General features: G+C 63.9%; 22 protein-coding genes and 1 pseudogene. 4 read left to right on the top strand and 19 right to left on the bottom strand.

Going from position 1 to position 24,418, the window contains the following annotated elements:
* The first annotated feature begins 39 nt into the window (after positions 1–39).
* The 3 genes and pseudogenes from NQE15_RS00845 to NQE15_RS00835 all read left to right on the top strand — a co-directional run bounded on the left by NQE15_RS00845 (position 40) and on the right by NQE15_RS00835 (position 3,126).
* Complete coding sequence (locus NQE15_RS00845) at positions 40–1,185, top strand: ABC transporter substrate-binding protein (protein WP_265945707.1); 1,146 nt, start codon at positions 40–42, stop codon at positions 1,183–1,185.
* A 65-nt stretch (positions 1,186–1,250) separates the two neighbouring features.
* Positions 1,251–2,023: pseudogene (locus NQE15_RS00840) on the top strand (enoyl-CoA hydratase).
* Between the two features lie 32 nt (positions 2,024–2,055).
* A complete protein-coding gene (locus NQE15_RS00835; RefSeq protein WP_265945705.1) occupies positions 2,056–3,126 on the top strand; it encodes a hypothetical protein in 1,071 nt (356 codons plus the stop codon).
* Between the two features lie 180 nt (positions 3,127–3,306).
* On the opposite strand, the gene NQE15_RS00830 is transcribed toward NQE15_RS00835, so the two are convergent.
* The 10 genes from NQE15_RS00830 to NQE15_RS00785 form a co-directional block, all read right to left on the bottom strand.
* Complete coding sequence (locus NQE15_RS00830; protein WP_416336494.1) at positions 3,307–3,510, bottom strand: DUF4124 domain-containing protein; 204 nt, start codon at positions 3,508–3,510, stop codon at positions 3,307–3,309.
* A 272-nt stretch (positions 3,511–3,782) separates the two neighbouring features.
* A complete protein-coding gene (locus NQE15_RS00825) occupies positions 3,783–4,385 on the bottom strand; it encodes a Maf family protein (protein WP_265945701.1) in 603 nt (200 codons plus the stop codon).
* Entirely contained in the window at positions 4,385–4,855 is a 471-nt protein-coding gene (rlmH, locus tag NQE15_RS00820; protein WP_265945699.1) for a 23S rRNA (pseudouridine(1915)-N(3))-methyltransferase RlmH, read from the bottom strand. Before rlmH ends, NQE15_RS00825 begins: the two co-directional genes overlap by 1 nt.
* Complete coding sequence (gene rsfS / locus NQE15_RS00815; RefSeq protein WP_265945696.1) at positions 4,852–5,217, bottom strand: ribosome silencing factor; 366 nt, start codon at positions 5,215–5,217, stop codon at positions 4,852–4,854. Before rsfS ends, rlmH begins: the two co-directional genes overlap by 4 nt.
* A complete protein-coding gene (gene nadD, locus NQE15_RS00810; RefSeq protein WP_265945694.1) occupies positions 5,217–5,870 on the bottom strand; it encodes a nicotinate-nucleotide adenylyltransferase in 654 nt (217 codons plus the stop codon). The genes rsfS and nadD overlap by 1 nt, the downstream gene beginning before the upstream one ends.
* On the bottom strand, positions 5,863–6,636 hold the full coding sequence (locus NQE15_RS00805; protein ID WP_265945692.1) for a BPSS1780 family membrane protein: 774 nt from the start codon (positions 6,634–6,636) through the stop codon (positions 5,863–5,865). Before NQE15_RS00805 ends, nadD begins: the two co-directional genes overlap by 8 nt.
* 2 nt (positions 6,637–6,638) lie before the next feature.
* Entirely contained in the window at positions 6,639–7,385 is a 747-nt protein-coding gene (locus NQE15_RS00800) for a BPSS1780 family membrane protein (protein ID WP_265945691.1), read from the bottom strand.
* 9 nt (positions 7,386–7,394) lie between these two features.
* Positions 7,395–8,321: a homoserine kinase gene (locus tag NQE15_RS00795; RefSeq protein ID WP_265945688.1), complete on the bottom strand. Its 927-nt coding sequence runs from the start codon at positions 8,319–8,321 to the stop codon at positions 7,395–7,397.
* Positions 8,322–8,324: 3 nt separating this feature from the next.
* On the bottom strand, positions 8,325–8,651 hold the full coding sequence (locus NQE15_RS00790; RefSeq protein ID WP_265945686.1) for a DUF2782 domain-containing protein: 327 nt from the start codon (positions 8,649–8,651) through the stop codon (positions 8,325–8,327).
* Between the two features lie 33 nt (positions 8,652–8,684).
* Positions 8,685–9,389: a TIGR00730 family Rossman fold protein gene (locus tag NQE15_RS00785; protein WP_265950070.1), complete on the bottom strand. Its 705-nt coding sequence runs from the start codon at positions 9,387–9,389 to the stop codon at positions 8,685–8,687.
* Between the two features lie 29 nt (positions 9,390–9,418).
* Between NQE15_RS00785 and polA the strand changes: the two genes are divergently transcribed.
* Positions 9,419–12,142 (top strand): DNA polymerase I, encoded by a 2,724-nt coding sequence (polA, locus tag NQE15_RS00780; RefSeq protein ID WP_265945684.1) that lies wholly within the window; start codon positions 9,419–9,421, stop codon positions 12,140–12,142.
* On the opposite strand, the gene NQE15_RS00775 is transcribed toward polA, so the two are convergent.
* From NQE15_RS00775 to asnB, 9 genes are read right to left on the bottom strand one after another with little or no spacing between them, the layout of a single operon-like run.
* Positions 12,139–14,139, bottom strand: a complete 2,001-nt coding sequence (locus NQE15_RS00775; protein WP_265950067.1) for an acyltransferase family protein — start codon at positions 14,137–14,139, stop codon at positions 12,139–12,141. The genes polA and NQE15_RS00775 overlap by 4 nt on opposite strands.
* A 10-nt stretch (positions 14,140–14,149) precedes the next feature.
* On the bottom strand, positions 14,150–15,250 hold the full coding sequence (locus NQE15_RS00770; RefSeq protein ID WP_265945682.1) for a glycosyltransferase family 9 protein: 1,101 nt from the start codon (positions 15,248–15,250) through the stop codon (positions 14,150–14,152).
* Entirely contained in the window at positions 15,207–17,150 is a 1,944-nt protein-coding gene (locus tag NQE15_RS00765) for an acyltransferase family protein (protein WP_265945680.1), read from the bottom strand. Before NQE15_RS00765 ends, NQE15_RS00770 begins: the two co-directional genes overlap by 44 nt.
* Before the next feature lie 13 nt (positions 17,151–17,163).
* Positions 17,164–18,345 carry an O-antigen ligase family protein gene (locus tag NQE15_RS00760; RefSeq protein ID WP_265945678.1) on the bottom strand — a complete coding sequence of 394 codons (1,182 nt, stop codon included), beginning with the start codon at positions 18,343–18,345 and terminating at the stop codon, positions 17,164–17,166.
* Positions 18,342–19,424: a glycosyltransferase family 4 protein gene (locus NQE15_RS00755; RefSeq protein WP_265945676.1), complete on the bottom strand. Its 1,083-nt coding sequence runs from the start codon at positions 19,422–19,424 to the stop codon at positions 18,342–18,344. Before NQE15_RS00755 ends, NQE15_RS00760 begins: the two co-directional genes overlap by 4 nt.
* The gene (locus tag NQE15_RS00750; RefSeq protein ID WP_265945674.1) at positions 19,421–20,533 is read right to left on the bottom strand and encodes a glycosyltransferase family 4 protein; all 1,113 of its coding nucleotides are present in this window, start codon (positions 20,531–20,533) and stop codon (positions 19,421–19,423) included. The genes NQE15_RS00755 and NQE15_RS00750 overlap by 4 nt, the downstream gene beginning before the upstream one ends.
* A complete protein-coding gene (locus NQE15_RS00745; RefSeq protein WP_265945672.1) occupies positions 20,533–21,726 on the bottom strand; it encodes a glycosyltransferase family 4 protein in 1,194 nt (397 codons plus the stop codon). Before NQE15_RS00745 ends, NQE15_RS00750 begins: the two co-directional genes overlap by 1 nt.
* Positions 21,723–22,520 (bottom strand): polysaccharide deacetylase family protein, encoded by a 798-nt coding sequence (locus tag NQE15_RS00740; protein WP_265945670.1) that lies wholly within the window; start codon positions 22,518–22,520, stop codon positions 21,723–21,725. Before NQE15_RS00740 ends, NQE15_RS00745 begins: the two co-directional genes overlap by 4 nt.
* On the bottom strand, positions 22,517–24,418 hold the full coding sequence (gene asnB / locus NQE15_RS00735) for an asparagine synthase (glutamine-hydrolyzing) (protein WP_265945668.1): 1,902 nt from the start codon (positions 24,416–24,418) through the stop codon (positions 22,517–22,519). The genes NQE15_RS00740 and asnB overlap by 4 nt, the downstream gene beginning before the upstream one ends.

Raw genomic sequence — 24,418 nt, 5'->3', positions numbered from 1 at the left:
TCAATTCGTAATACAAAATCAAACGGAGGAGACAAATCCATGAATCATTCGCTCAAGAAACTCGTCGCCGGTGCCGCCCTGGCCCTCGGCGCTTTCAATGCGCTGGCTGCCGATCCGATCAAGATCGGTTCGGTGCTCTCGGTCACCGGCCCCGCCGCCTTCCTCGGCGATCCGGAACTGAAAACCATCCAGATGTATGTCGAGGACATCAACAAGAAGGGCGGCGTTCTCGGCCGCCCGCTCGAACTGGTGCATTACGACGACGGCAGCGACGCCAGCAAGGCCAACGGCTTTACCAAGCGCCTGATCGACGACGACAAAGTCGACATCCTGGTCGGCGGCACGACCACCGGCGCCACGATGTCGATGGCACCGCTGGTCGACAAGGCCGGCATTCCCTTCATTTCGCTGGCCGGCGCCGTGGTCATCGTCGAACCGGTCAAGAAGTGGATTTTCAAGACCCCGCATACCGACCGCATGGCCGCCGAGAAAGTCTTCGAGGACATGAAGAAGCGCGGCATCAGCAAGGTCGCCCTGCTCTCCGAAACCAGCGGCTTCGGGCAATCCGGCAAAAAGGAAACCGAGGGCGTCGCCGGCAAGTACGGCATCACCCTGGTCGCCAACGAAACCTACGGTCCGAAAGATACCGACATGAGCCCGCAACTGACCAAGATCAAGACGACGCCGGGCGTCCAGGCCGTGTTCATCTTCGGTCTCGGCCAGGGCCCGGCGATCGCCACCAAGAACTACAAGCAACTGGGCATCACGCTGCCGCTCTACCACGCCCACGGGGTTGCCTCCGAAGAGTTCATCAAGCTCTCCGGTCCGGCCGCCGAAGGCGTGCGTCTGCCGGCCGCTGCCCTGCTCGTCGCCAGCAAGCTCGACGCCAAGGACCCGCAGAAGCCGGTGGTCACCGCCTACACCAAGGCCTTCACCGAGAAGTGGAAAACCGACGTGTCGACCTTCGGCGGCCATGCCTATGACGGCCTGATGCTCGCCGTCGACGCCATCAAGCGCGCCGGCACGACCGACAAGGCCAAGGTGCGCGACGCCATCGAGGCGACCAAGGGCTATGTCGGAACCGGCGGCGTGGTTAATATGTCCGCCACCGATCACATGGGCCTCGACCTTTCCGCCTTCCGCATGCTGGAAGTCAAGAACGGCGACTGGACCGTCGCCCAATAAGCAGCACAGTTAACAGACAGGCCGCCCGGGTGCGCCCGCGGCGGCCATTTTTTTGGAGAAGAGACATGACACAAGTGGTACTGACCGAAATCATCGGCAAGGTCGGCCTGATCCGCATCAACCGCCCGGAGGCGATGAATGCGCTGAACAACGACGTGGTCGACGGCATCGGCGCCGCGATCGATGCTTATGAAGCCGACGAAAATATCGGCTGCATTGTCATCACCGGCAATGAGAAAGCCTTCGCCGCCGGAGCCGATATCGGCTTCATGAAGGACTTCGACTACATGCACGCCTATCAGACGGATTTCATCACCCGCAACTGGGAGCGCATCAAGACGACAAGGAAGCCGGTGATCGCGGCGGTCGCCGGTTTCGCCCTGGGCGGGGGCTGCGAGATGGCGATGATGTGCGACATGATCTATGCCGCCGATACCGCCAAGTTCGGCCAACCCGAAATCAAGCTCGGCACCCTGCCCGGGCCGGCGGCACGCAACGCCTGCCGCGCGCCGTCAGCAAGGCCAAGGCCATGGACATGTGCCTGACCGGCCGCATGATGGATGCCGCCGAGGCCGAGAAGGCCGGCCTGGTCGCCCGCATCATCCCGGCCGATCAGCTGCTGGAAGAAACCCTGAAGGCTGCCCAGACCATCGCCGGCTTCTCGCTGCCCGTGGTGATGATGATCAAGGAATCGGTCAATCGCGCCTTCGAGTCTTCGTTGAACGAGGGCCTGCTCTTCGAACGCCGCGTCTTCCACGCCGCTTTCGCGCTGGAAGACCAGAAGGAAGGCATGGCCGCCTTCGCCGAGAAGCGCAAGCCGACGTTCAGGAACCGCTGAGGAGGCGCCGCGGCAAGCCGAGCGAGGATAGCTTGCATCTCTTCGTCGACATTTCGAGCCATGGCTTCGGCCACCTGGCGATTACCGCCCCGGTGCTCAACGCCCTGGCCGCCATCGCCCCCGGCTTGCGGCTGACCGTGCGCAGCGGGCTGCCGCTACCCAAGTTGAGGCAACGCATCCGGCCGCCCTTCGAGCTGATCGCGGCAGCCACCGATTTCGGCTACGTGATGATCGACGCCACGCGCATCGACCGGCCGGCCAGTGCCGCAGCCTATCGCCAGGCCCACGCCGACTGGCCGGCCCGGGTGGCTGCGGAGGCCAGGTTCCTGGCCGGGCTGCAGGCGGACCTCGTGCTGACCAACGTCAGCTACCTGCCGCTGGCTGGAGCGGTGCAGGCCGGCATTCCGGCGCTTAGCCTCTGTTCGCTGAACTGGGCCGATCTGTTTGCCCATTTCTTCGGCCACGAAAGCTGGGCGCCACCGATTCACCAGCAGATGCTGGCCGCCTACCGCAGCGCCCGGGCCTTCCTGCGGGTGACGCCGGGCATGGCGATGGAGGCCTTGGGCAATGTCGAGCCGGTCGGCCCGATTGCCGCCCTCGGCCGCAAACACGATCTCGGCCTCGGCGACGACCGGGCGGTGCTGGTCGCCATGGGCGGCATCGCCCATCGCCTACCCGTCGAGCGCTGGCCGCGCCTACCCGGCGTCCGCTGGCTGGTCGCCGCCGACTGGCAATGCGCCCATCCCGACGCCATCACTTTTGAACAATTCGGTCTGAGTTTCACCGACCTGCTTTGCTCGATCGATGCCGTCGTCACCAAGCCGGGTTACGGCACCTTCACCGAGGCCGCCTGCAACGGCACGCCACTCCTCTATCAGCGCCGCGAGGACTGGCCGGAACAGGACTGCCTGATCGACTGGCTGAAAGGCCATGCCTGCTGCGCGGAAATCAGCCCGCATCAACTGCAGAGCGGCGATCTCGCCACCGCCCTGGCCGATCTGTGGTGTCAGCACACCACCGCGCGGCCGTCCCCGTCAGGCGTCGAAACAGCGGCGGCCATCATCGCCGCCCACATCAGGGCGGCACGTACGACCGCCGACTAGCTAGCGGCTGACCGGCGGCGATGATCGAGGCAGATGCAGGGTCGACGGCATGGGCGGCGAATCCCTGGGCTGTGGCGCTGGAGCCGATGAAGGCGATGTCGACGGAGAGCGCGGTGTTTCAGAAGGCCAGGAGGGCGATGGGCTGACATACTCCGGCAGACTGCTTGCCCCTTCCCTGGACTAGCGCACGGCTTCGTTTTCCGCCGCGACGCGCTCGGCATAGGCGCGCTGGCGTTCCAGCTCCCGTTTTGCTGCGACAGGATCGGAAACCGATTCGCTGGGCCGCACCTTTTCAAATTTCTCGCCCTCATCGCAGGGCACATCCGAGAACACCGTTTCGCCGGATGGGGAGCGACATTTGAAAACCTCGGCCTGGCTGGTCATCGAGCAAGCCAGCAATAGCAAAAAGATCGTACGGCGCATGCACACCTCCCCTGCCTTTTAGGAAATCACGCCCAAGACGACGACATCGATCGATGCCAAGTCAACGGGGGCTTGCGGAACCCGGCTGGACGGCACCCGCCTTTTCATCATAGTCCGACGGTTTGAGGCGGCAAGGCGATATGCCTGCTGCTACCGAGTTCCGACCCAGTATCCGCTTGTCGTCAGGGGATCGCAGAGCACCTGGGCAAGGCTGGGTCTTTGGCAGAAGCCGCTTAAAAACGCCAGCCGAAACGCTTGAGCAGTTCGCCAGTTTCACAGACCGGCAAGCCCATGACACCGCTGAAACTGCCCGCCAGATGCTCGACGAACATCCCGGCCCGGCCCTGGATACCATAGGCACCAGCCTTATCCATCGGTTCACCGCTCATCACGTAGTGGCGGATTTCCTCGATGTCGAGCTCGCGGAAAGTCACCTCGCTGGACGACAGCACGTACTCGGTGCGCTCCATGTGGGTCACCGCCACGCCGGTCAGCACGCGGTGCGTCTTGCCGGAAAGCCGGCGCAGGATGCTCACCGCATCAGCCATATCTACCGGCTTGCCGATGATCTGGCCTTCCAGCTCGAGTGTCGTGTCGGCCGAAAGCACCGGCCGTAGCGGCAGCTTGCGTTCATAGATGATTTTCAGGCCGTGTTCGGCCTTGGCCCGGGCGATGCGCTCGACGTAGGCGACTGGGTCTTCGCCCGGGTGGGGCGTTTCGTCGGTTTGCGAATCAGCCCGTGTCCCGTCGCGGAAAACGATGGTATCGAAGGCGATCCCCATCTGGGTCAGCAATTCACGGCGGCGCGGACTGCGCGAAGCGAGATAGAGACGCATCATCCCTCCCGATGATATGGATGGTTTTTCAAGACACTGACTGCCCGGTAAAGCTGTTCGCACAACAGCAGCCGAGCCATGCCGTGCGGCAGGGTCAGGCTGGACAGGCGCAGCTTGTCGTCGGCCTGCTGCTTGAATTCTTCGTCGAGGCCGTCGGCCCCACCGATCAGCAGCGCCACGTCACGGCCGTCCTGCATCCAGGTCTCGAGCCGGCGGGCGAGCTTCAGCGTGGTCAGGTCGTCGCCCTTTTCATCGAGCACGACGATACGCGAACCGGTCGCCAGCGCCTCGCGGATGCGGCCTTTTTCAGCCGCCAGCAGCTGCTCGCGAGTTTTGGAACCGCGCGGTTCGGGCTTGATTTGGGTGACGCTGGCCGGCAGTTCGCGCGGCATGCGCTTGAGGTACTCGGCACAGCCCTCGCTCACCCAGCCGGGTTGGCGATGGCCGACAGCGAGCACGCTCAGTTTCATTCAGCGGCAGCCTGCTCCGCCGCCTTGCGGCGCTGGGCCGGTGTGCTCTGCCAGAGTTCTTCCAGGTTGTAGTACTGACGCACCATCGGCTGCATGACATGAACGACGATGTCGCCCAGATCGACCAGCACCCAGTCGCCGGTATCTTCGCCTTCGGTGGACAGCACTTCGCCGCCGGCTTCCCGGACTTTCTCGGAAACATTGCCGGCCAGCGCCTTGACCTGGCGGTTGGAATCACCGGTGGCAATGATGATGCGGTCGAACATCGAAGTGAGTTTGGCGGTGTTGATGACTTCGATGTCCTTGCCCTTGATGTCTTCGAGGGCGGAGACGACGATTTTTTGCAGCTTGCGGATATCCATTAGGGGTTTCTGTAGAGGGGATGGGTCTGAATATAGTCGAGAACGCTGTCCGGCAGCAAATAGCGGGCCGAACGGCCGTTGGACAGCAGCTGGCGGATCTGGGTTGCCGAAATCGCCAGCTGGGTCATGGCAAAAGTCGCAATCCGGCCGCCTGGTGCCGTTTGCAGGCCGCTGGCGTCAGCCAGCCGGCGCGCGTTGAATATGCCGCTCAGCTCGGCCGGCAGGCTGTCCGGTTCGATGGGAAAACCGGGGCGGTGCGAAACGGCGACATGGGCCAGGGAGAAAATATCCGACCAGCGGTGCCAGGTGGTCAGTCCGGCAAAGGCATCGGCCCCGACCAGCAGGACCAACGATCGTTCGCTGCCTAGCTCGACGCGCAGGCGTTCCAGCGTATGCACGGTATAGCTCGGGGCGGGCGCTTCAACTTCGCTGGCATCGACCGAAAAGCAAGCATTACCGGCAGTCGCACCCTGCACCATGGCCAGACGCTGCGCCCCGGTCACCTGCGGCGTACCGCGGTGTGGCGGCTGCCCGGCCGGAATCCAGCGTACACCGCCGAGGCCGAGGTGCCCGATTGCCTCTTCGGCCAGCCGCAGGTGGCCAAAATGCACGGGGTCGAAAGTCCCGCCGAACAGGCCGAGCGGCTCAGACAATTTCGGAAATGCCGAAGATGTCGCGATAGCTGGCGTAGAAACTGGCAAAAATCGCCGGCGCCACGATCAGCGCCATGGGCACGATGACGATGCCGGTCATGAAGGCCTGCGCCCCGGGAAAGAGGATGAGCAACAGACCGAGCAGCAGGCCGGGCAGGACACCGGCGACCAGCAGCAGGCCGACCGAATAGGCGAGGAAGGCGCGCCAGTTCATCCAGCAGGCGACGAAGCTGAAAAACAGCGACTTGGCGAGCGACAGGCGGTGCCAGGCGGCCAGTACCGGCGCGAACCAGTAGGCCATCATGACCGGCACCAACAGGGTCATGACGACCAAGGCCGCCAAAGTAAAGTCCGAATCCTCGACCGCCGCGCGCTCGACACGGTTGGAAGCCAGCATGTAGCGCAGCAGTTCGCCACCATCGACCACGGTGGAGGCGCCGAGAATGGCCAGCGTGCAGAACAGGTACAGCCCACCCAGCGCGAGCAGGGTCTTGGTGTTTTCCTTGAGGCCGCCGTACAGCGTTTGCAGGCCGATCGGCTGCCGGCGCTCGAGATTACGTGCCGCCTGCATCAGGCCGACCGAGAGGCCGGGAATGACCATCGAGGCGGCCAGCGCGCCGACGATCGGCAAGACGTTGAGGAAAATCACGGTCAGCCAGTAAGAGACGACCAGCATGGCCAGCATTGGTGGATTACGCCGGAAGATGACGAAGCCGGTGGCAATCCAGCGCCAGCCGGCACCAGAGGGAACGGTCTGGGCGCGCATGCTCAGACTCCCACGAAAATGTCGCGGTAGGACGCATAGACCGCGCCCGAGAAAATCGGCAGCAACAGCAACAACCCGAGACCGAGCGGCAACATTGCGAAGAACAGGGCGACCACCAGGAAGACCCCGAAAATCACCATCGCCAACCAGTTCTTGGCCCCGGCATCGAAACTCGCCCGCATCGCGGCAGCCGGCTTCATGTCGTGGAAGAAGACCAGGGCCGGCGCGAACCAGGTGGCCATGATAATCGGCACCGAAAGCACCGTGACCAGCAGACCGGCCAGCATGACACCGCCCAACGCAATGCCGAAGCCGGCGACGCGCCCGGTCACCGCCCCGCCGAAGACGCCGCCGCTGATCAGCAGGAAGGCGATGAAGGCCAACCCGAAGACACCGGCGGCAAAAAAGACGCCGACCATGACCAACGGTCCGGCGTTGTGACGAAAACCGGCGAACAGGTCACCGATCTGTGGCGGCTCGTCGCCGGACATGTGGCGGCAGAGCTGCACCATGCCTGCCCCGAACAGAGGCACCAGCAAATGGGCGGCGATCTGGCCGAAAAAGGGCACGATGGAAATGGCCATCAGGATGATCAGTAGCAGCACCGTACTGCCGATCCAGATGCCGGGATTGACCAGGAACATCGCCCAGCCCTGTTGCAGCCAGTCAAAGCAGGCGCCGGCATCGACCTCGCGGCTTTCGCCTTTGAAAGATCCCGGAGCCAGTGGAAATTCGGTAGTTTCGTTCATCCGCGGATGCTAACGGGGCAGCGCTTCGGGATCAAGGCGCAAACGCTGCAGCAGGCGCGCAAAATGGTCAGGATCCTTGATCGTCACCACCTCGCCATCGCGCGGCCGGTGCCGAACTTCCAGGCGGAGGAGCCAGAAACGCAGTGCCGCGGCCCGCCGCATGGCCGGCCAGGCGGCCACTTCGGCCGCACTCAGGGTGCGCCGCCCCTGATAACCGGCGAGCAGTTCGGCCAGTGTTGCGTGGTTGAAACACCAGTCGTTGGCGACGACCGCCAGATCGAACAACAGGCTGTCTTCGCCAGCGAAATAGAAATCGAGCACACCGGACAGGCGGCCAGTGTCATCCCACAGGACATTGTCGCGAAACAGGTCGGCGTGGATGACACCGCGCGGCAATGCGGAGAAATCCTGCGCCATCTGGAAGGCCAGTTCGTCGCTGAGCAGGGTGCGCTCGGTGGACAACAGCAGGGGCAGCAAGGTTTCGGCAGTGGATTGTCGCCAGGCGGCCCCGCAGGGATTGGGCAAGGGGTCGGGCATGTCCGCGGCGGCCAGATGCAGGCGGGCCAGCATGTCGCCGAGGATGCGGCAGTGGGCGGGCCCGGGCCTTTCGAGCACGGCACCCGGCAGGCAGGACAACAGTGCGGCCGGCTTGCCAGCCAGCCTGCGCCAGTGTTGCCCCTGCGCGTCGCCCAATGGCTGCGGGCAGGGAATGCCCTGGCCGGCCAGGCGATCCATCAGGGCCAGATAGAAATCCAGCGCCGCCGGGTCAATACGTTCGAACAGAGTCAGCACATAACGGCCGGCCGCCGTCGTCACGAAATAATTGGAATTCTGCATGCCGGCGGCGATCCCGGCATGGCTGATCAACTCACCCAGGCCAAGCGGTCGGAGCCAGGCAGCGAGTTCGTCATGCCCGACCGTGGTATAGACGGACAAGGCTTACCAGCTGTGGATGATCCACATCGGGGGCTTGACCGGATTCGGTGCGATGTCGGCCTCGACAAAGTTGCCGTCGCCCTGGCGGTCGACCAGGTAGTAGGCAGGACCGACGGCCGGGGTGACCTTGACCATGTAGAGCTTGCCCTTGATGCGGAATTCCTCGCGGGACTCCTTCTCGGTCTTGACGATGGTGACCTGGGGTTCGAGCGCCGCGTCGAAGGCTTCCATGCCGGGCGGCGGCGGCGGGACAGCAGGCAGCGGCTGCAAGTCCTGCTGCGCCCAGGCGGGCAAGGCGGCAAGCAACAGAAGGGGAAGAAGGCGGCGCATGGGTTGTTCCTCGTTGGTCTGATGCCAATTTTATTACAGGTTGAGCATCAGCTCGCGCTCGTTGGGTAGCGGACCGAAGGGGCGCGACTCGTAGTGCTTGAAAATGGCTTCGACGACCTGTTCTGGTTCGTCAATCAACTGGATCAGATTGATGTCCTCGGGATCGACCATGCCCTCGGCAACCAGGGTTTCCTTGAACCAATCGATCATGCCTTTCCAGAAATCCGAGCAGACCAGGATCAGCGGGATCTTGCGCGCCTTGCCGGTCTGGATCAGGGTCAGCGCTTCCATCAGTTCGTCCAGCGTGCCGAAACCGCCGGGCATCACGACATAGGCGCTGGCGAAGCGAACGAACATGTACTTGCGGGCGAAGAAGTGGCGGAAGGTCTGCGAGATGTCCTGATAGGGATTGGACGACTGTTCGTGCGGCAGCTGGATGTTGAGGCCGACCGCCGGCGACTTGCCAAAGAAGGCGCCCTTGTTGGCGGCTTCCATGATCCCCGGACCTCCGCCGGAGATCACCGAGAAGCCGGAATCGGACAGCAGGCGCGCCGTCTTTTCGGTCAGGTCGTAATAGGCTGTGCCTTCCTTGACCCGGGCGCTGCCGAAGATAGTCACCGCCGGCCGGATCGCGGCCAGGCGTTCGGTCGCCTCGACGAACTCTGACATAATGCCGAAAATCCGCCAGGACTCCCGGGCCGATGCCGACTGCAACAGGGCCTCGGATTCGACACCCATCACCAGTTTTTCACTCTCCGTCACTTCGTATGCCTCTCTTGTTGTTGGTGGACGGTTCGTCCTACCTTTATCGCGCTTTCCACGCCCTGCCCGACCTGCGCAACAAGGCAGGCGAACCGACGGGGGCCATCTATGGCGTCCTGAACATGCTACGCCGGCTGGAAAGCGACTACAAGGCGGACTACAAGGCCGTCGTCTTCGATGCCAAGGGCAAGACCTTTCGCGACGACTGGTTCCCGGAATACAAGGCCCACCGGCCGCCGATGCCCGACGACCTGGTGCAGCAGATCGAACCGCTGCACGCGGCGATCAAGGCTGCCGGCTGGCCGCTGTTGATGATCGACGGCGTCGAGGCCGACGACGTGATCGGCACGCTGGCCACCCAGGCCACGGCGGCCGGCATCGAGACCCTGATTTCGACTGGTGACAAGGACCTGACCCAGCTGGTCAGCTCGCATGTCCGCTGGTACAACACGATGAGCAACGAATTGCTCGACGAGGCTGGCGTCGAGGCCAAGTTCGGCGTGCCGCCGGGCCAGATCGTCGATTACCTGGCCCTGGTCGGCGATACCGTGGACGGCGTACCGGGCGTCGCCAAGTGCGGCCCGAAAACCGCCCTGAAGTGGCTGGCCCAGTACGGCTCGCTCGACGAGATCGTCGCCCATGCCGACGAAATTGGCGGCGTCGTCGGTCAAAACCTGCGCGATCACCTCGGTTTCCTGCCGCTCGGCAGGAAGCTGGTCACCGTCGCCTGCGACCTCTCGAACCTGCCGGCGCCGACCAGTCTGACCACTACTCCGCGCGACACGGCAACGCTGCGCGCACTCTATACCCGCTACCAGTTCCGTACCTGGTTGGGCGAAATCGACGGGCCGGACGCGGCCGCTGCCGTTCCGGCGCGGACTGTCTCGGCCGAGCCGACCAGCGCCGCGCCGGTCGGCAAGATCGCGGTCGATTACGACACCGTTTTCACCTGGGAACAGTTCGACGCCTGGCTGGCGAAAATCGAGGCGGCCGACCTGACCGCGCTGGATACCGAAACGACCAGCCTCGACGCCTTCGCCGCCCGTATCGTCGGCATCTCGCTCTCGGTCAAGGTTGGCGAAGCCTGCTACATCCCGCTAGCCCATACCGCCCCCGGCGTCGCCGACCAGTTGCCGCTCGCCGAAGTGCTGGCCCGCCTCAAACCCTGGCTGGAAAACGCCGAGCGCAAGAAAGTGCTGCAGAACGCCAAGTACGACCAGCATGTCTTCGCCAACCACGGCATCCGGCTGGCCGGCATCGCCCACGACACCATGCTGCAGAGCTACGTCATCGAGTCCGACAAGGGCCACGACCTCGGCCAGTTGTGCAGCCGCCATCTCGGGTTGGAAACCATCGCCTACGAGGAGCTGTGCGGCAAAGGCGCCAAGCAGATCGGCTTCGACCAGGTCGATATCGAGCGCGCCGCCACCTATTCAGCCGAGGACGCCGACGTCACGCTGCGCGTCCATCAGGCGCTGCATCCGCGCTTTGCCGACGAACCGGGGCTGTCCCGCATCTATCACGAAATCGAGATGCCGGTCCGCCAGGTGATCTGGCAGATCGAGCGCAACGGCATCTTGGTCGACGGCAATGTGCTGACCCGCCAGAGCCACGAAATGGGCCGGAAGATCATGGCCCTCGAAGCCCAGGCCTACGAACTGGCCGGGCAACCGTTCAACCTCGCTTCGCCCAAGCAGCTGGCCGACATCCTGTTCGAGAAGCTCGGCCTGCCGGTCAAGAAGAAAACCCCCTCGGGCGGCCCGTCGACCGACGAGGAAGTACTCTCCGAACTCGCCCTCGACTACCCCTTGCCCAAGCTGCTGCTCGAACACCGCAGCCTGTCCAAGCTCAAGGGCACCTACACCGACAAGCTGCCGCGCATGGTCAATCCGACCACCGGCCGCGTCCATACCAGCTTCGCGCAGGCCGCCGTGGTCACCGGGCGGCTGGCTTCCAGCGACCCCAACCTGCAGAACATTCCGGTGCGCAGCGAGGAAGGCCGGAAAATCCGCACCGCCTTCATCGCGCCGGAAGGCAGCAGCATCGTTTCGGCCGACTATTCGCAGATCGAGTTGCGCATCATGGCCCACCTTTCCGGCGACGAGCGCCTGCTCGACGCCTTCGCCCACGGCGAGGACGTGCACCGCGCCACGGCCGGCGAAATCTTCGGCGTCACGCCACTCGAAGTCGGCCCCGACCAGCGTCGCATCGCAAAGAGCATCAACTTCGGCCTGATCTACGGCATGAGCGCCTTCGGCTTGGCCCGCCAGCTCAGCCTCGAGCGCAGCGCGGCGCAGACCTATATCGACCGCTATTTCGCCCGCTACCCCGGCGTCGCCCGCTACATGGAAGAGGCCCGCGAGGCGGCCCGCCAGCACGGCTACGTCGAGACCGCCTTCGGCCGCCGGCTGTGGTTCCCGGAGATTCGTTCGAGCAACGGCAACCGCCGCCAGGGGGCAGAGCGCGCCGCGATCAACGCCCCGATGCAGGGCACCGCCGCCGACCTCATCAAGCTGGCGATGATCGCCGTTCAGAGTTGGCTGGAAAAGTCAGCGATGAAGTCGCAGCTCGTGCTCCAGGTGCACGACGAACTGCTGCTCGAAGTGCCGGACGGCGAACTGATCGAAGTCCGCACCCATCTGCCCCGACTGATGGGTCAGGTGGCAGAGCTGAAAGTGCCGCTGGTCCTCGAAGTCGGGGTCGGGCCGAACTGGGAAGCGGCACACTAAGGCCGTTTCAGGCCCTTGATGAATTGCGCCCCGAGCCGGTAAGACGCAAATGAAGTCAGGTGATTGTCATCGCGATAAAGGGCCACGCCATCCTCGGCAGCCCGACACCAGTGCTCGTCGCAGAGCACGTCCAGCGGATCCCAGACCTTGACGTTGGGAAAGTCCAGCAATACCGCTCGGGTCAGTTCTCGATACTCACGCTGTTGCGCCTCGACCTCGCTCCGGGAAACGGCGCAGGGTGTCCGCGCCTGGTGCTGTAAGGTATAGGGGCGCCCCTGGCAGGATTCGGGCAGGAAGCCGAGCAACGGTACGTTGAACACGAAAACGATATCTTTCCGGACCTCGACGAGCCGTCGCAAGGTATTGGTCAGGGATTCCTTGTAGATCGTGACCGGGTCGGCCAAGCCTTCGTTGCCGACCAGCCTGATATTTGGAAAGGCCCATCGCCCCTGCCAGACGGCGGCGAAAATGACCGTATGGATACTGGTGCTGGCCTCGACGTAGTTCAGAACCTCGCTGACGTTGGGGCAATCCTTATAGCCAGTCAGGTTCCAGAACGGCGGGCAACCATACGAAAAATAAACCAGATTTTCACCGGGATAGCCATGCTTCGCCAGGCCTGGGAAAAAGTGTTCGGCATGACTGTCCCCGATCAGCGCGACCGTCTGCGCCCTGTCCTCCGACTGGCTCTGCCGGCAACGGATGATCTCGTTGTGACGCAATGCCTGGTCACGCAGCGCCTGAGGCATGCAAGGTGGGTACAGGCTGGTGATTTCCCGGAAGAAGGTGTTCAGGTCCTCGATTTTCGGGTTGTCTTCGTACGCCGTCATGCGTTCCGGGAAGCCCTTCATGCGCGTGATCTGGTCGCCAGCCAGGGCCAGGAGGATCATCGTCACGGCCAGCCCCGCCGTCGTCGCCCAATGCCTTCTGAAACGCACGCGCTTTTCCACCACGGCATAGGTTACCCAGGCCAGAAGCAGACTCAAAACAACCGCCAGCGCGACGATTTCAGTGCTCGGTCTGCCCTGTTCCAGGATTTTGGCAAAGGAAAGCAGGGGCCAGTGCCATAGATATAGCGGATAGCTGATCATGCCGATGGCCACCAGCGGACGGCTGGCCAGGATCTGGCGGTTGAACCATGCCTGCGGCCCGGCGGCAATCAGGAAAAAGGCGCTCAGCGTGGGCAGCAGGGCAAGCGCGCCGGGAAATGACTTGTCCTTCCCGATCAGTAGCAGAGCCATGGTCAGGAATCCGAGCCCAATCCACGCCAGAAGATCGGCCACCGGAAGACTGTGTGCACACGCCGGAAATGCCCGCTCCAGCCAGGCTTTCAACGGAGCTCGGCCATGTCGGCTCAGATGGGCGAGCAGCGCACCAATCCAGAGTTCCCAGAAGCGCGTCTGGGGACTGTAGAAGACAGCACTGGCGTTGCCGCCGACCTGCATCAGGTTAATGCCGAAGGAGAGCAACAGAAGTCCGGCGATCGGGAAAAGCAGATTGAAACGCAGTCGGAAAACCAGAATGAGGAGCAAAGGCCAGATCAGGTAGAACTGCTCTTCAATGCCCAGGGACCACAAATGGAGCAGCGGTTTCAGTTCGGCAGCCGAATCGAAATAGCCGGCTTCCTTCTTCATCAGCAGATTTCCCGCGAAGCCCGCCCCCCAGAGCGCCTGCCGACCGAGCGCCTTGTACTCGGGAGAGCGAAGCACCATCCAGCCGATCGCCAAGCTGGCCAGCAGGACCAAAATCAGTGCCGGGAAAATTCGTTTGATACGGCGGGCGTAGAACTCCCGAAGGCTGAATTGGCCGTTCTCGAGCCCCTTGACGATAATGCCGCTGATCAGGAAGCCGGAAATGACAAAAAACAGATCAACGCCGATGAAGCCTGCTCCGAGCACGGTGGGAAAGCCGTGAAAGAGCACCACCATGGCAACGGCGATGGCGCGCAAGCCGTCAATGTCCGGCCGATAGGCGAGATGAGGATTGTGGGCAATCACGGACAATGAATCAGGTTTCCTGCAGGTATCGCGTCATCAACCGCCCGAAAGCATCGGCAGCATCGACCACGCTGATGTCTCCTGCATCACGCGAAGGTTTCTGCAGCAATTCATAAGGCACACCCCAGGGATGCCAGCGCTCGGCCGACGAGTTGCCGAAGAAGCAGACGATCGGTTTGCCGAGGCCGGCGGCGACATGCATGGCGCCGCCATCGGACAGCACGGCACAGTCGGCCAGCGCGAGGCCGGCAATCAGTTCGGAGAGTTGGCCAGTCGCTACCGGCGCGATCGGCAAATCCTTTAGTGCCGTTAGCAGGCGAGCCGCCTTAGCATCATCACCAGGATGAAAGGGATTATTTTCGTCGCCTGGCGACCAGAAGAGCAGGAAACGCGCTGCATATTGCTCGTGCAAACGCTTGGCCAGCTCGGCAAAGCGCTCCACCGGCCAGCGCTGTTTTTCCTTGCGGGCACTGATATGCAGCGCAACCAGCGGGCCATTGCCGCTGGCTACGGCCTCTGGGAGGCGGCTGTGCAGCCTGTGGGCCAGGTCGGGCTCGGGCACCACCGTCAGGCCGGGAATTGGCCCCGCCACATCGAGCGGTGCCAGCAGGCGAAAAATATCTTCGGTTTCATGAAGCTTCCCGCCGTCGCCATGCACGGCCAGATCGACAGCCGCTGCCCGCCCCCTATCGCCGACGAATCCAACGATATGGCGGGGCTTGAGCAAACGGGCGAGTTTTAAGGCGCGGGGTACCGGTCCGCCGTTGGGCAGGACGATGCAATCGAAATGCATCCGGCGCAACTGCCACAGCAACTTTGCCCGTCGCAGGTAGGCCTGCCATACCGGCTCGCCTGCCGCATGCTTGCCCTTGGTATAGGAAAAGATCGCATCGAGGTGGGGGTTGCCGGCAATTGCTGGCGCGTTGTAACTATTCACCAGCGCCGCCACATAGGCTTCGGGATAACGCTGGCGGATGGCCTCGAACAACGGGGTCGTCAGGATAAGGTCGCCGATGTTGTCGCGGCGGATGATGAGAATTTTGCGAAAGTTCATGGGGAATCCGGATCTAGAAATCGAAGTGCTCGGCCACCCGCTCGGCGCCGAAGGCATTGAGGTGGGCTCCATCGGAATAGATCAGCTTGCCATCCAGTCGCGCTTCGCAACGCCCGTTGCGGCACAGTGAAGGCGCCGGATCGAAGAGGCGGATATTGGCATGGCGGGCGGCGACTTCGCCGAGCTTCCGGCGCGACCACTGCTGCACGTTGCGGTAATGCTCCTCGGTGACGAAACACTCAGCACGGGCTTCGGTTCGCCAGCGGAAAGGTCGCTTCTGACATTCGGAAACGACGAAATCCAGAGGCGGAGTCGAGTAGAAGATGACGACCTTCTTGCCGCTGGCAGCCAGCATGGCGAAAGTTTCGTCCATCGCCCGACTCATGATCTGGTTGTTCGGCTCGAGGTCCGGTGACGGGTTGTTGGGGAATCCCGGATAGATATAGTAATTGAAGGAATAAAGCGCACTGACCACCAGGATGGTGTCGATCTGCGGATCATTGATCGCCTGGTCGATCGCCGGATTGACGCCCCGCGGGCAACCCTGCGGCGAATCCCCCGGCGAATGCTTGTCGAGATTGTAAAAAGGCTTGCAGCCCGCCCGGAATCCGTAGATCAACTCCTGCCCATGAATCCGGTAGAAGTGGCTGCGCAATGCTGCGGAATACATCAGGGCATTGCTGTCGCCCAATAGAATGGCCTTGTGCTCGCTGGAGAAACCGGCGGGCGGCATCGTCTGGCGCTCGGTCGCCGGCTGCAGGTTGGTATCAAGCTCGGGGAAGCGCTCCGGCACCCCCTGCTTGGTCAAAACCCCATAGCCAGCCCCGCCCACGGCCAGAAGCAGCGCCCAGAGGACCAGTGCGAAATTGGGGCGCTGGACCACCGTCGCGGCACGCAGCTGCCGCTCGACCAGGTGATAAGTGAATGCGGCGAGCGGAAAGGAAGCGAGAAAAACCATGAGACGGGTGGTCAGGTCCAAGTTGCTGCCATCCACGATGCGCAGCATCGACAGCAACGGCCAGTGCCACAGGTAAAGCGGATAGCTGATCAGGCCAATGTAGACCAACGGACGTAGACCTAGCAGGCGGTTGAAGGGAGCGCCCGAGCCGGCGGCGATGATTGCCGCAGCGCCTAGCGTCGGCAGCAGGGCGGCTGCCCCCGGAAACAAGGTTTCGCTCGAATAGCTCCATGCCGAGCCGATCACCGATGCCAAGCCAAGTCCGCCGACAGCGGGGCGCCAGAAGTTGCCGACCAGGGAAGCATCACCCGATTGTGCGGCACGACGATGCTCGGCATAGGCGAGCAGAACGCCGATCATCAGCTCCCAGCCGCGGCTGAGCAGGTGGAAATATCCCCAGGCCTTGTGGTCCGGCAGGCGCCAGACGGCGCTGGCGAAGCAGATCACGGTAAAGAGCAGCAGCGGGACGAGCGGCGCTTTCCTGCGCCACAGCGAATAGAGCAGAAAGAGTGGCAGGATCAGGTAAAACTGCTCCTCAACCGCCAGCGACCACAGATGCAGCAAAGGCTTGAGGGTGGCTTCGGTATTGAAATACCCCACCTCGCGCCAGAATTGCCAGTTGGAAATGAAGACCGAGGCCCCGGCGACGTGCTTGCCGAGTAGTTCGTACTCAATGGGCAGCAGCATCCACCAGCCGGCCATGATCACGCTGAGCAGGACGACCAGCAGGGCGGGGAAAATCCGCCGGGCACGGCGACCGAAGTAGGTTCGCGCCGAATAACGACCGGCCGCCATTTCGTCGAAACCGGAGCGTCCGATCAGGTATCCCGATATGACAAAAAAGACGTCGACCCCGACGAAACCGCCGGAAAGCACGGTGGGAAAGCAATGGAAGAAAAGTACGGCGAGCACCGCGACGGCACGCAGCCCATCGATATCCGGACGATAGGCGCTTGCGGTCACGCCGGCAGCCGAGGGGGATGGGGCAGTTCCTGACATCAGGGAATTCTTGTCAATCAGTTGTGTTAGGCGAGGTGCTGCGCTTGCCGAGTCCGCCGATGCTCCAGCCCAGCAGCAGGGCGTACACAATCAGCAGGCGCTTGAAGGAAAAATCGTCGAATAGGTTGCGCAGGAAAAACAGGCCCAGGATGCACAAGGCGGCATAGGCCAGCGGTTCGCGCTGCCGGAACAGGAATCGGCCAAGCTGGAATTGCGCCATCAGGTAAGCCGCAACGCCAAGCGCGCCAAGTTGCAGAAAGTTGTTAATCAGGATGTTGTGGCCGTGATTCAGGTTGCGCTCGGGCCAGTCGGCGCCTCGCGCGAAATGTTCCTTGACGTTGTCGCGGCCGAAACCATGGCCAATAATCGGAGACTCCAGACCGCGCTCGAACCATTCCCGCCATGGACGCAGACGCTCGTTCTTGGCCAGGCGATCGAGCAGGCTGCTCGCCTGAACCCCCGGATTGAGGCCATCGACTGGCTTCTGTTCGGCGACCCATTTCAGCATCCCGATCGATGCGACAACGATTAGCAAGCCAAAAACGAACAAGCCTTTGAGGCTCGCTCCCTGGCGGCGGCACAGCAAAATATCGGCCAAGCCGATGAAGGGGAACACGACCCAGGCCACCCTTTGCTGGGAAAGGAAAAGCAACACAGCGACCAGCGGGTAGAAAAGCAGACGACGATTCCGCGTCAGGAAGGGAAGCGAGGCGCCGGCAAGCATGAACACATAGCTCGAGTAATAACCAACGCTGTCGAACAATCGTTCAGACCAGCCAGAACCAAGGACCAGATAGCCGATTGCGCCGCCCAGCAGGAAGCAGCACCAGGCACCGAGCAGCAAGGCCTCCGCCGTCCGTTGCGCATCCAGCCGACGGGCGGCGTGGAAGGAGGCGACGAAGGCCAGGCAGGGAATCAAGATATCAGCCCGCAAGGCCTGTAGTACGAGATGCGGAGAAGCAGCCCAGAGCAGGGAACACGCCGCCAACGCAAAATAGCCGAGGGTGAGCGGCAAGCGGCCGGCCAGTTGCCACAGGCCGTCGCGGGTCTCGCGGTCGAACAGGGCAAGGACTGTCATCAGATAGATCGGCGTGAAGAATAGCGATGACCACACCCGCATCATGCTCAGCGCGACGAGGCCGCCCCAGAGGAAGGCCAGGGCGCGCCGATTTTCCGTTATCCAGCTTAGATTCACACAGACTCCGTGGGCGTCATTCCCAGATATTGTCGATAGATCGCAGCCAGCTGCCGGTTGATCGCGGCGACCGAAAAGCGAGCAGCCGTGCGCGAAGCGGCGTCGCGCAGGCGCTTGCCGGCCGCTGCCCCTTGCGGGCTCAGCAGGGCCAGGGCTTGGCGCAGGCAGCCGGCGAGGGCGGTCGGATCGCCCGCCGGATGGATCAGGGCGTTGTCGGCATCGAGGATCTCACCCAGTCCGCCCCCTTGGGTGGCGACCAGCAATTTGCCCAGTCCGAGGGCTTCGAGGGCAGGAATGCTGAAGCCCTCATGGTGCGAGGGCATGGCAACGACATCGGCGGCCCGCAGTTCCGCCAGAAAGGCATCCGAAGGCAACATCCCGGCGACTCTTGCCGGGAACGGTGGCTGATAGCCGTCGAAACCCGGGCCGCAAAGGACGACGTCGAACTGCTCGGCCAGCCCGTTGCCCAGCGCCGCCTCGAGTTCGAAGAAACCTTTGTTCTGCTGACGTCCGCCGCCATAGACCAGGCGCGGCCGGTTGCCCGGTTGGTAGGGCAGGGAAACGCCGAGCGCTTCCGGCACCGGGTTGTGCAAGACCGTGACCGGCATGGTCGGCGATGCCGCGGCCTGGAGGGCGGCCCGCACGGCGTCGCTGACCGCAATCAAGCCGTCGGCTTGCGGAGGAACCACGAATTCCCCGAACTTGCGGTGGTAGTGGCAGAGCACGCGCGGCCGATAGTCCAGGCGGGCCAGCAGCGGAGCGAGCAGGGCATGGCGGTTGTGCATGTGAAGCAGGTCGGGCCGCTCGCGCTCGATCAGTGCCGCCAGTTCGCTGTAGGTGAAGAGCTTGAGGCCGAGCAGCTTGTTGGCAAGGCGATTCTTCAGGCGATCCTCGGCAAAGAAGTGCCAGGTCGCCGCCGCGCTCCGCTCCATCCCACCGCTACCCGGACAGGCGACGGCAATGTCGAAATCCGGCTCATCCATGCGGGCAAAAGCAGCGATCACCTTGTCCACGCTACCGGCCTGGAGGCGAACATCGCCCCAGAAATGGACGTGCATGATCCGCGCCAGACGATTCATTTCAGCCCCGCCAGCAGGCGCTGCGCGACGCGGTCCCAAGTGAACTGGCTGGCGATCCGCTGGCGGGCCGCCTCTCCCATCCGCTTGCGACATTCGCCATCGGTCGCCAGGACAAACAGCGCATCGGCCAGCGCATCGGCATTCTCGGGCGCGACCAGTAGGCCGCAACTGCCTTCGTTGCCGACGGTTTCCGGGTTGCCGCTGAAGGCGGTGGCGATTACCGGCAGGCCGCTGGCCAGCGCCTCGGCCATGCTGTTGCTGAAACCCTCGTCGCCGACGCTGGCGAACAGCCCGATGTCCGCACTCGCCCACCAGGCGGGCAGTTCGCCGTGCGGCCTGCCGGCCAGGAAGAAGACCCGATCGGCCAGCCCGAGACTCTCGGCCAGGGCCTTGAGTTTCTTTTCCTCTGGTCCGCTGCCGATCACCGCGAAGTACAGCGGCAAGCCGGCGAGGCGTTCGCTGGCCAGGGCGCGCAGGCTGTAGGCTACCCCTTTCCAGCCGACCAGGCGGCCGGCGAAGATGCACAGCAGCGCATCGTCGGGCAGGCCGAGTCCGGCGCGCAGGGCGGGGGCGCGGTGCTGCGGCCCGAAACGGTCGAGATCGACGCCGTTGTAGATGATGGTCGGGAAGCGGCCGTAGCGGCTCTTGATCTGCCAGCCGTTGAAATAGCTGTTGGCGAACAAGGCATCGATGCCGCGGGCCAGATAGCGGTCGCCGGCGATGAAGCTGGTGCCGCCGCTGCGCAAGGCGAAACGGGTCTTGCTGCCGGCCGGCATCAGCATCGGCCAGAAGAAGTCGAAGGGCTTGGTGATCACCACCCAGTCGAAATCGCCGGCGATGACTGCGGCCTTGGCATGGCGGGCGAAGGTCCAGCGCTCCCAGAGCCGGCGGAAGCGGTTGCCGAGGTCGGGGGCCTTTTCGCGCGGGGTGAAGGGGAAGGTCCTGACCTCGATGGCACGGCCGCCGAGATCCGGACGAATCGTGCCATCACCACCGAAGACGCTGACCGTGTGGCCGAGATCGTGCAGGGCTCTGGCCAGTTCCCAGACCGCGGTCTGGATGCCGCCATAGGTGACGGTGACGGTGACATCGACGAAAGCAATTTTCATCAGCGCGATTCCGTTGCGGGACTTTGCCCCATGTAGTCGAGGACGCGCCGGGCCCGGCTCAACCAGGTGAGTTCGGCGGCGTCGGCGGCTGCTTGGCGGCCGATCGCCGCACGGCGCTCGAGATCGGCGAGCAGGGTTCGGATGCCGTCGGCCAGGGCGGACGGGTTTTCCGGTTCGACCAGCCAGCCGTTTTCGCCATGGCGAATGACCTCGCGCAAGGACGGCAGGTCGGACGCGACGACTGCCTTGCCCATGCCCATATACTCGAACAGCTTGAGCGGCGAGGTATAGCGACTGCCGATCGATGTCCTACCCAGGGGCAGGGCACACAGGTCGCATTCGCCGATCAGCGCGAAGCGCTGCGCGGGCGGTACCTTGCCGAGGAAATTGACGCTGGTCAGTCCAAGCTGCGCCGCCAGCCCCTGCAAGGCCGCGATGCGGACCGGCTCGCCACCGGCGATCCACAGTTCGACGCCCGACAGGTGTGCCATGGCGCGAACCAAGATGTCGACGCCCTTCCAGGGATGCAGACTGCCGAGGTAAAGCACCCGCGGCGCGGCATCGACCGCCCGCACGCCCGACTGCGTGGCCTGGGCAGCGGCCAGGGCCAGGGCATCGACGCCGTCGGGCAGGACGGTCGGCACGACGGGCAAGCCATAGCGCTCGACCAGATCATCGGCCAGTGCCCTGGTCAGCGCGAAGACGCCGGCGGCACCACGATAGACCGCCGCCTCGCGGCGGTCGAGCAAGGCCAGCTTGCGCCGCGCCTGCCAGCCCATCCGGCGCTGCTGGTTTTCGAGAAAGGACTGGGCGAACAGCTCATGCGTCTCGAAATAGAGGGGAATACCTTCGATCCTCGGCAACAGCCAGGCGGCCAGCTTGACGTTGCGGACGAACAGGGTCTGCGGCCGGTGGCGGCGGATCCACGCCAGGGCCAGCACGAAGAACGGACGATGCGAGGAGAAGGGAAAGAACCAGCGCTTGCGGAAGTCGGGCAATGGGGAGAAGCGCAGCAAGGAATGCGGCGCGCGACCGAGGATCGCCGCTGGATCGAGAGCTGTGGCCGGCGTCACCAGGTCGACCCCGCAGCCGGCCTGGGCGAAGGCATCGGCCATCTGCAGGATCTGTAGCGCCGACGGCGTCGGACCGGGCACCGGGTAGGGATCGATGTAGGCCAGGCGCGGAGCGCTCATTGCTCCCCCTTCAGCCAGCCATAGCAGGCAGCGCGTCCGGTCGTGGCGTAGAGCCAGAGACGGCGGGTCAGCCAGGCGCCGGATTTTTCCTTGGTCACGATACGGCGCAGCCTGTTGGCATCCTGGCGCGGACCGTTGGTGCCGGGGCGCGTCGTGTAGAGATGATCGAAACCGAGCCGATTGGCGAGCGGCAGGTAATCGTCTTGGAAATAGCCCTGCGGCCAGCACAGGTGCCGGTCATCGATGCCCAGGCGGCGTTTCAGCGTGGCGCGCGAGGCAACGAGGTCAGCTTCGAGCGCCGCGAGGCGGGCTGTATTGTCGGGCAGGCGCTGATCCCAACGGGTGTGCGTGTGGGTGTGCGAGTGGAACTCGAAGCTGCCGGCCGCCTGCATCGCCTCGATCTCCGACCAGCGGACCATGACACTGTCGGCCTCGCCGGCCGCGATGCGACGCTTGCATTCACGGTGGTCGGGCGCTTCGCCGGTCACCCGGGCCGGCCCGTCACCAATCCAATCGGTAACCACAAAGAGCACGGCCCGCATGCCGAACTCCTGGAGCACCGGATGGGCATGCAGGTAGTTGTCGAGGTAGCCGTCGTCAAAGCTCAGCATGACCCGCTTTTCAGGCAAGGGCTTGCCGGCCAGGAAGGCTTCGAGCTCGGCGCTGCCGACGCTCTTCCAGCCGGCCCGGGCGAGCGCCGAGATCTGGTCGCGAAAGCAGGCCGGCGACAGCGTGACCAGTCCCGGGGCCGGACTGACGTGGTGGTACATCAGGATCGGCAGGGCGCGGCTCACCCAACGACTCCGAAACGCTCGACCCACAGCGCCAGGCAGAGCAGCGACCAGAGACGCTTGGCGTGCGAGGCGCGGCCGCTCAGGTGATCATCGACCAGCCGGTTTACCGTGGCTGGCTGGAGCCAGCCTTGCAAGGCCGGGGAGCCGAGCAGGCTGTGGCGCAACATCGGTTGCAGATCTTCGCGCAACCAGCGCCCGGTCGGCGCCGAAAAGCCCATTTTCTTGCGGTCGAGGAAACCCGCTGGAAACCAGTCGGCAAAAGCGCTCTTCAGCAGGTGTTTGCCCCGTCCACGTGGCCCCAGCTTGTAAGCGGCGGGCAGGCTGGCGGCGAACTCGACGACGCGATGGTCGAGGAAGGGCGAGCGGCATTCAAGCGAGACGGCCATGCTGGCGATGTCCACCTTGGCCAGGATGTCGTCTGGCAGGTAGGTCTGGCTATCGACGTAGAGCCAGCGGTTGAGCCGATCGCTCTGGCCGGCGCTGCGGTCCCAGGCGGCCTGGAGCGAAGCCAGCGAGTCTTCCTCGATGGCGGCGCGGAAGGCTGGCACGAGCAGCCCGGCCTTCTCGGCTTCCGGGAAGTAGGCGACGAGATGGCGGAAGCGTTCGAGCGGCGGCAGGGTCAGTATCTGGTCGCCGACCGCATGCGGGAAAGCGCGCTTGCGCCCGCCCCGCCGCAGGCCGTTCTCGAGCGCCACCGTGGCCCGGCGCAGGCCGCGCCAGGCGGGCAGCAGGCCACGTCCCTCAAGCCGGTCGACGCGGTCGAGATGGAGGTGACGGCGATAACCGGCGAAAGCTTCGTCGCCGCCATCGCCGGTCAAGGCAACGGTGACGTCGCGGCGAGCGAATTCGGCGACGTAGTAGGTCGGCAGGATGGAGTTGTCGGCAAAAGGCTCGCCGAGCTGTCCGATCAGCTGCGGCAGCAGCGCCACGGCGTCGGGACGGCAGATCGCCTCATGGTGGTCGGTGCCGAGATGACGGGCGACCTCGCGGGCATAGCGCGACTCGTCGAGGCCTTCGTCTTCGAAACCGATGGCATAGGTCTTGATCGCATCGCCGCGCTGGCGGGCCATCGCGGCCACCGTGATGCTGGAATCGACGCCGCCGGAAAGAAAAGCGCCGAGCGGCACGTCGGCCACCATGCGCAGACGCGTGGCTTCGAGGACCTGCTCGCGCAGCGCTTCGGCCGCCTCGGCGAAGGAAAGCTGGCTGCGCTGCGTCGGATCGATGTCCCAGTAACGGAAACAGCGCTCGATGCGCCCGTCGCGGACAACCATGGCGTGCGCCGGCGGCAGCTTGCGGATCGCCGCAAAACCGGTGCGCGGCGAAGGCACGTACTGGTAGGTCAGGTAATGGTCGATGGCGGTCGGATCGACCCGGCGCGAAAGATCCGGCACCAGTTCGAACAGGCTGCCGATCTCGGAAGCGAAGGCGAAACCGTTGGCGGTCTCGGCATAGACCAGCGGCTTGACGCCGAGGCGGTCGCGGACCACGGACAGCGTGTGCTCGCTGCTATCCCAAACGGCAAAGGCGAACATGCCGCGCAGACGGGCGACGCAGCCCTCGAGGCCGAGGCGCTGGAAGAGCCGGAGCAGGACCTCGGTATCGGAATGACCGACAAAGCGCTCGCCCGCCGCTTCGAGTTGGCTACGCAGTTCCGGAAAGTTGTAGATCTCGCCGTTGAAGACGATGGTGTAGCGACCGTCCGGGCTGAGCATCGGCTGATGGCCGGCCGGCGACAGGTCGATGATGGAGAGGCGGACGAAACCAAGGCCGACCCCGCCGCCCAGCCAGGTACCGGAGTCGTCCGGACCGCGATGATGGAGTGCGCCGACCGCCGCATCGAGGCGCCAGGCACCGGGCCTGCGGGCGGAATCGAGATAGCCGAGAATGCCGCACAT

Source organism: Dechloromonas sp. A34 (assembly GCF_026261605.1).
In the GTDB taxonomy this organism is placed as follows: Bacteria; Pseudomonadota; Gammaproteobacteria; order Burkholderiales; family Rhodocyclaceae; genus Azonexus.
This window is presented reverse-complemented; position numbering and strand designations above follow the sequence as displayed.